Annotated in this window: 5 protein-coding genes; 2 read left to right on the top strand and 3 right to left on the bottom strand. The window is 59.3% G+C overall.

The features are described 5' to 3' along the window. The first annotated feature begins 209 nt into the window (after positions 1-209). A complete protein-coding gene (locus RFN28_RS34040; RefSeq protein ID WP_320291510.1) occupies positions 210-1,646 on the top strand; it encodes an IS701 family transposase in 1,437 nt (478 codons plus the stop codon). 24 nt (positions 1,647-1,670) lie between these two features. Here the strand turns inward: RFN28_RS34040 and RFN28_RS34035 are convergent, their stop codons facing one another. Further along, complete coding sequence (locus tag RFN28_RS34035) at positions 1,671-2,696, bottom strand: hypothetical protein (RefSeq protein WP_320291509.1); 1,026 nt, start codon at positions 2,694-2,696, stop codon at positions 1,671-1,673. Positions 2,697-3,949: 1,253 nt separating this feature from the next. Between RFN28_RS34035 and RFN28_RS34030 the strand changes: the two genes are divergently transcribed. Next, entirely contained in the window at positions 3,950-5,305 is a 1,356-nt protein-coding gene (locus RFN28_RS34030) for an FAD-binding oxidoreductase (protein WP_320291508.1), read from the top strand. 886 nt (positions 5,306-6,191) lie between these two features. Here RFN28_RS34030 and RFN28_RS34025 read toward each other — a convergent pair. Both RFN28_RS34025 and RFN28_RS34020 read right to left on the bottom strand, forming a co-directional pair. Then, positions 6,192-6,944, bottom strand: coding sequence for a hypothetical protein (locus tag RFN28_RS34025; protein ID WP_320291507.1), 753 nt, complete (start codon positions 6,942-6,944; stop codon positions 6,192-6,194). Positions 6,945-6,958: 14 nt separating this feature from the next. Beyond that, positions 6,959-7,727, bottom strand: a 769-nt coding sequence (locus RFN28_RS34020) for a DUF3592 domain-containing protein (protein WP_320291506.1), incomplete at its 5' end; no start/stop codon positions are given.

Below are 7,727 nucleotides of genomic sequence, written 5' to 3'. Positions count from 1 at the left end.
TTTGGCGACAAACAGCGCTCTTCGACCCCTCCACGCCAGTCAAGGCGCTTTCAATCGCGCGCAACTCATTGTAAACGCAGTGAAATACGCACGTTTATGGAGGGAAACTAGACTAGTCTTACTGAGTCAGAAAGTCGCGGCTGCGGGGGGATTCGCGCTGATTGCGGATTTGTTAGGGTGCTGCTTCGTGATCAGGGAAGCGCCCCGCCATGCCCGACTGGACAACCGAGAGTGAAGCCGCATTTGATGCTTATGTCGATGCTTTGATCGGGGTGATCGGTCATGCCGACCGAGCTGAGCCGCTGAAGGATTATTGCCTGGGACTTCTGATGCCGATGGAGCGCAAGAGCGTGGAGCCGTTGGCGGCCGTCACGGCGCCGTCGCGGGTGGCGGCCAAGCATCAGTCTCTGCTGCATTTCGTGGGACAGGCGCCGTGGTCGGACGCGGCCTTGCTAGCGCGGGTTCGCGACTGGGTTCTTCCACGGATGGAGCAGCGTGGACCGATCCGGGCGTGGATCGTCGACGACACGGGCTTTCCCAAGAAGGGCAAGCACTCGGTGGGCGTAGCGCGCCAGTATTGCGGCCAGTTGGGCAAGCAGGACAACTGTCAGATTGCGGTTAGCCTATCGATCGCAAATGACGCAGCCTCGCTTCCGATTGCCTATGAATTGTATCTCCCGCACAGCTGGGCGGAGGATCCGGAACAACGCAAGAAGGCCAAGATTCCGGCAGCGATCACGTTCCGGACCAAGCCGCAGATCGCGCTCGAGCAGATCAGGACGGCCAAGGCCGAGGGCGTCGCGCCCGGCGTGGTTCTGGCCGACGCCGGATATGGCGCCGACGGCGGTTTCCGCGCCGGCCTGTCCGAGCTCGATCTGACCTATGTTGTCGGCGTCCAGCCCACACTCAGCGTCTGGCGCCCAGGCGAGAGCCCGCTGCCGCCTAAGCCTTGGAGCGGAAGAGGCCGGCCGCCGTCTCGGGTCGGCCGAACCGACAATCACAAGCCGATCTCGGCCAAGGCCCTGGCCGAGGAGTTCGACGCCGAGACTTGGCGCACGATCGCCTGGCGTGAAGGAACCAACACCGAGCTCAATTCCCGCTTCGCCGCCGTGCGCTTGCGGCCGGCATCCAGGGACTACAATCGGCCCGAGGCTCACGCCGAAGAGTGGCTCCTGATCGAGTGGCCTGAAGGCGAGGTCGAGCCGAGCAAGTATTGGCTCTCCACCTTGCCGGCCGATACTACGATCACCCAGTTGGTCGACGCCGCCAAGCTGCGTTGGCGCATCGAGCGAGACTATCAGGAACTCAAGCAGGAGCTGGGACTGGGCCACTACGAAGGCCGAGGGTGGCGGGGTTTCCATCACCACGCCAGCATCTGTATCGCCGCTTATGGCTTCTTGGTCTCTCTGAGGGAGACGATTCCCCCCTCAACTCCAACTCGCGCCCAGGGCCGCCAAACACCTGGTCTTCCCGACGGTTATCGACCCCGCGGATCCTCCGATCCGACCAGAGCGGCACGTTCCGACCTCGATCCCAACCCTCAGGCGACGCCTGACTGTGGCCCTGGCCAGCCGCCTGCAACGATGTCCGTGCTGCATAAGGCCAATGGACAGTCCGCGTCAGGCTCGCAATTTATGACGCAGTAAGACTAGCAGGTTGTTGAAGAAGTCTCAGAGATACCCGTTTTGACTCTGATCTGTGCCCGGTATCGCATCTTCTGCGTACTTTCCCGCGGCCATCGCAGGCGGCAGCATGGGGTTTGTGCTGTGCCAGGTAGGAGTCCACCGGTCAGGCAAATTTCCCCACATGTTGAGTTGTCCCAGAGCATCGTACAGCCCGAGGTACTGATAATAGCTCACCCCATCGACATTCGTCGCGATCGGACAGCCAAGTGTCACAACACGAAGTGCATGAGTCCGCTCCGGAGCTAACGACCGGATCGCGTTCCCGATCTGCAGTGCTCCCTTGCTATGTCCGACCAAAAGCTTGAACGGCGCCTCCCGATAGGTGAGGAGCGCGTGCAATACATCCGACGAACCTGAGCCTCGACGAAAGACGGGCGCGCCGTGCACGGTCTTGGCGTCGGGCGTCGAAGCCGATAGTCGGCGGCCAATGCTGGCGGTTTGGGGCGCGACATTCGCTAGGCCGTTTTGGATCAAGCTCTTGGCATGCAAATAGTCGTAGAGGCCGAAACCAAACCAGCCACCAAGCGCCTGAAGAATGACGTCCGCCATGCCGTATCCCGGCACGATGGCGAGGACGGGCTTTTCGAGCGCAAGCGAGATGTCCCATGCGAGCGCCGCACTTCCAAGCGCCGAGCTCCCGACTCCCGTGATTGTCGCAATCTCAACGTCGCGCGTTTCCTGGTAGGGCGAGGAGAGGAACAACTCTACGTTCGTGTATTTGTGCACGTAAGGCGCTGTCGTCGCATCTATGAGCAGGAGCGAACCCTCCGGGTTAGTGAGGGCGTCGAACTGGACTATGCGAGAGGGGGCCTTTTCGCCACGAGCGCTCATCGGAGCGTCCTTTTCTGCGAGTTGGGCGGTCAGGGTCGGCACATCATAGAAAATGGCGTCGAGCGCCGTATTGAACAAACGACAGGCCCGGATGGCAGGCTCAATGACCTGAGGCGGCGGCTCAAACAAATTGAGAAAGGTCTGCTCCGACTGGGTCGGCAGGTTGTCGCCGATCGGCATGATCAAGCCCTCGTCACAATCTCCATCGAACCTTACCACAGTCTTTGTTGCGGTGCAGCATAATTGGGATTCGATTGCGGGAAATCAGATGACGAGGGGCCATCATCAGATGGCTTTCGGCTGGAGCTCGACATTGACGCTTCTGATCTGATGCTGTCGAACTGCGAGTGAAATCGTAGCGAAGTTCGCGCGCACTTCAGGCAAGCGTTTGATTTACCTGTAGAAACAACGGGGACTGTCTGGGCGGAAGAAGGTTCGGGAGCCAGTATTCGAAGGGCATCCTGTTGGGCTGGGGTTCCTGGAAGCTTTTCGAACTTTCTGCGTCGCGCATCAGCCTGAATTGCGGGTGCTTATGGACAAAGTGGGACACTAGATTCGGTATTTGGATTGCACCGACTTCTGGGCATGAGCGCCAGATAGTGCGTCAGCACGAACTTCTAAGCGCACTACGTTTTGAACGGCCGCTTAGCGCCCAATTTCCGTAGTAGAGATCGAATTCGGAAGTTCTTGAAAGCAGACCTCTTGCGGCGATCATGGAGGAGATCAAGGCTGCGCCGCCTCCGGGACTTTGTGATCCGCTCAATCGAAGCCAACGCGCTGATGTCGGTGGCCGCGCGCGACTACGATGTCGGCAGGTTTGCAGCACGTCGGGCAGTGGGACGTCGTCCACGGCAGCTAACCAGGCGACCTCCCAGTGCTCGCTATGGAAGAGTTCGCCTATCTGGTGAACATGCGCCTTGCCAAGCAATTCAGCCTGTTTCCGCCCATCGCGTTTCTAGTTTGTCGAGAAAGTCGAACAGCCCGTCGTGACTAGCCGAAGTCGCTCAACCGTTGCACGCGACGAGGAGCCTATAGGCCGGCTGAAGGCCTCGGCCAAAATCGTAGGCGACCAGTGAACGCCGCTTGTTTTGGGCGCGATGGTTTCGGTCTCTGCTGCACCATGCTTCTTGCCCACAGGAGTTCGTAGATGCCGAGATTGAGCGCGGCGAAGAAGGCTGAGGTTTTTGGCGAGCGCGCTTAGATATTAAAGAGAATATTCAAGCCTGCCGCTGAAGCCGCATAAGAACCTGGCCCGAGCGGTTCGGGCACTAGGATCCAGCGGCAACGTCAGCTGTTGCATCGGATCGTCGCCGGGATCATGATCCCCTTGGCTAATAAATTCCGACGTAGAATCGTTCGGACCGTTCGCTTTCTGCGCCGGTTTCACCGTGGCTTCCGCGGCAGTGCGGTCGCCTGACAGGAGGGGGAGCGTCATGGAAGTCCAAACAGAACTTGCTCGCAATTTTCTCGGATCAATTCTCCAGCCCGGCGCGCCCACTTTTGATGAGGTAAGGAGGATACACAATGGCCTCGTCGACCGACGCCCCGCAGTCATTGCCCGTTGTCGAGGTATTGCCGACATCGTCGATGCTGTCCTTTACGCCCAAGCGACCGGTCTGGAGATTTGCGTACGCGGCGGCGGCCACAACGTCGCTGGGCGTGCGGTGGTCGACAATGGCCTTATGATCGACCTCTCCTTGATGAAAGGAGTTCACGTGAATGCTGCCGCCCGGACGGCCGTAGTCGAGGGCGGGGTGACTTGGAGGGAGTTAAATAGAGAGACCCAGTTACATGGTCTTGCGACCACTGGAGGGGTGATTGGAAGTACTGGTGTTGCTGGACTTACCCTCGGCGGCGGCCTTGGATGGCTTATGCCGAAATTCGGGATGGCGCTGGACAATCTGATCTCCGTCGATCTGGTGCTCGCAGACGGTTCCGTGGTGAAGGCGAGCGCCGACGCAAATCCCGATCTCTTCTGGGCGCTCCGTGGCGGCGGTGGCAACTTCGGCGTTGCCGCTTCCTTCGAGTTCCGCCTGCATTCCGTCGGCCCAGTCGTGTTCGGAGGGATCGTTGCCTTTCCATTCCGAGAGGCGAGACAAGTCCTCCGCGGGTTCCGGGACCTCGCCGAAAATGCCTCGGACGACCTTATGCTCGTCGCCGCCTTAACTACCGCGCCAGACGGGTCGGGCACCCCGATCGTTGCCATTGTTTCCTGTCATATCGGCTCACCCGAAGATGCGGAGATCGTTGGACGCCAGATCCGGAGCTTTGGCACCGTAGCGGTGGATGCGTTAGGGCCGATACCCTATGTGGACCTCAATGGAATGCTGGACGCGGGCTTCCCTTCCGGCGCATTCAACTACTGGAAGTCCACGTTCCTTCCGCGCCTTGACGACGATGCTGTCGAGGCCCTCGTGATCGCGTATGAGCGCTGTCCGGTTCCAACAAGCTCGATCTTGCTGGAAGGTTTCCACGGCTTTGCGTCGCGCGTTCCGGTAGAATCCACCTCCTTCGCGCTCCGTGACATTGGCTTCAACACGCTCGTGCTTGGCCAATGGATGGACAAGGCCTCTGCGGATCGCACCACCGCTTGGGCGCGCGCCAGCTTCGATGCCCTCGAGCCCTTTGCCGGCAAGCGTCGCTATGCAAATTATTTGGGGGCAGACGAGGAAGCCGGCGCGGCAGCGTTGGCCGCCTATGGTCAAAACCTCGCAAGGCTGCGGCAGTTGAAAACGCGCTATGACCCCAACAACATCTTCCATCATAACGTGAACATACCACCCGCCTAGGATATGGCGTTCGAGTCAGTAGTAGGCTACCGCCAATACAGCGATGCAACCCGTTCGTCTGTCGATAGGGCTTCGAAAGTGAGGTTACCAGGTTCAAACCCTGTCCCCGCAACCAATTTTATCATAAATCAATAACCGCCCCGATCTGATCAATCGGGGCGGTTTTTGCGTTTGAGAGGAACTCCGACTTTCATCTCCGGCCGTCCCGTCGCGGCAGTTCGATCTCCTCGATGCCATTGTCGGCGAAGGCCAAGATCCCGTCGTCATCATTGGCCCCGTAGACCCAGATGACGCCAGCCGCTAGTCGTCATTGCGATTTTCCCGCCTCTCCCGGAGGTCAAGCGGTATTTCATTGGCAGCCGCAGCCATCAATCTCGCTTGTTCCTCGCGGAGCGCGCATCATACAGTTCCTGGGCATGGCGTCCCCTGGAGATCTCGGAAGCCACCCGGGAGCTGGCATCTAGCCATGCCTTGAACAGATCGGGTCGAATGCGCACCCTTACGTATCCATGCCCTTGGCCCTACTCGCGCTTCTTAAGCTACGCTTCAAAATGCCTGCACCATTCTTCCCAGGTCGGTGGAATATCGTCGGTGCCGGGAAGGTGCCGAACGAGGGAGTAATCCTTCGACGTGTAAACCGGCATTGCGACATTGCGACAACCGTGACCGCTTCGTCTGTACGCTTCCATCCCCATCACCCCAAGCTGGTCGAAGTATTATTGTTTTGGCCGAGATTGAGCGCAAGCAGGCGCTAATGTAGCGTGGGGTTTACGCCAGTGGAGCAGGCGATGCTCAAAACACGACGAAAACCGAAGAAATCGTATCCGAATAGTGACCGCTACGGAGAGGGTGTCCGGTGCTTATACAGCACCGGATGTGTTCAGTTTCATCTATAATAGTAGCCGGAGAACCTGACATTCATGCCGCCACAATTGCCATTGTCGCTCACAATGAGGGTCGCTTTGTCCAGCGCGACGATGACTCGGCAACCCTCAGGATCATGATCATCGGGATTTGAAAACACGGCGACATTGTTGCGCGGCGTCGCCGGCCCAGGCGGCATGTCGCCCATATGGGGACCGCCGGGAAAGTCTTTTTTGGACGGATGCGCCGACGGGTAGAAGGCCTCACCCTCCGCCTTGAGGGCCGCGCCTTCGACACTCAATCTGATCCAGCTACCAAAGGGCTCGCTCCATTTGCCCTTCCATACCTTTAGCGGCAGTGGCGGGCGTGGCGCGATGTCCGTCTGTTTCACATAGCCGCCCTGATCCAGATAGGATCCCGCAACATAAACGCACACATAGGGCCCGTTGACGCGGCCCGTCGTAAGCACCAGTTCGTTTTTCTTGAGGTGTATTTCCGGTTTGCAGCGGTCATTAGCGTCGGGGCAAGGTGCCTCCGCTTGGCGCAGATCGGTGCCCTTAGAAGGCTTGATTTGCGCCAGCCCCAGGTTAGCATTAACGGGATCACCGATCTGACATATGTCGTGTTCCGACGCATGAGCGACGGTGGACGAAAGCGCGCTGAAAATGACCCAGCCGAGAGGGGCGCAGCGTCGGCGCAGCCTTCCTCCGCGCCATGCGGATCGAAATTGCCCCAAGGCAATGCGCAATCCGACCGAGCGGGGCATCGAAGACATGTTCAACTCCTTTGCTAGATGAAGCCGCGCCAGCCAGAAAAGAACAGGGCTGCGCCGAAGAACGCCATGGCAATCAGAAATGTCTGCCAGGCGAAGCCTACACGAGTTTCGAGCGCGGCGAGGGAAGGATTCTGCGGATCGAAGTGAACGGTCACCGCTCCCCCGACAGGATATCGGGCGACGATCGACTCGGCATAGTCGCGTGAGCCGGACACCGTGGCGCCAAATGCAAGACGTGAGCCATAGTGGTTGTTCCCTTGAACACGGTAACTGTATTCGATCACCGGCAACCACACGATCGGCCCACGGCCGCCGTTTATGATCATGCGATGCGGCTCGGCGCCGCTCGACAGGACGGCGCCGTTGGTCGTGGGCCAGCGGACGGCCGCAACGGCACTGCTAAGGTCGGATATCAGGAACAACGTCAACAGTAGCCCGGCGGCGGTGAAGAACAGCACTCCCGGGACGAATGCGTTTGCCGGAAAATAGGGCTGCAGCCAACCGACGATCAGGCCTGCCTGGGTGAAGGTGACGACGACGGCAAGGCCGACAAGGAGCACACCGGCTGCTATGCCGTACATCACCGTGGGACGAAACGGGAGATCGTCCTCCAACACCGCGTCTTCTGGTCGATCGGGATTGTAGATCACCGGCAGAGTGCGGCCGACATGAGTAAGCGCTATTTTCCCTGCAGGTTGACGGCCCTTGCAACAACCGATCGCTTTCAGACGGACGCGTCGGGTCAGGCTGCGGCGGCTTTGGCGAAGTTGAAGGGCAGCAGAT

Source organism: Mesorhizobium album (assembly GCF_033977205.1).
Taxonomy (GTDB): domain Bacteria; phylum Pseudomonadota; class Alphaproteobacteria; order Rhizobiales; family Rhizobiaceae; genus Mesorhizobium; species Mesorhizobium album.
The sequence above is the reverse complement of the archived record's forward strand: the minus strand, read 5'-3'. Positions and strand labels throughout refer to the sequence as shown.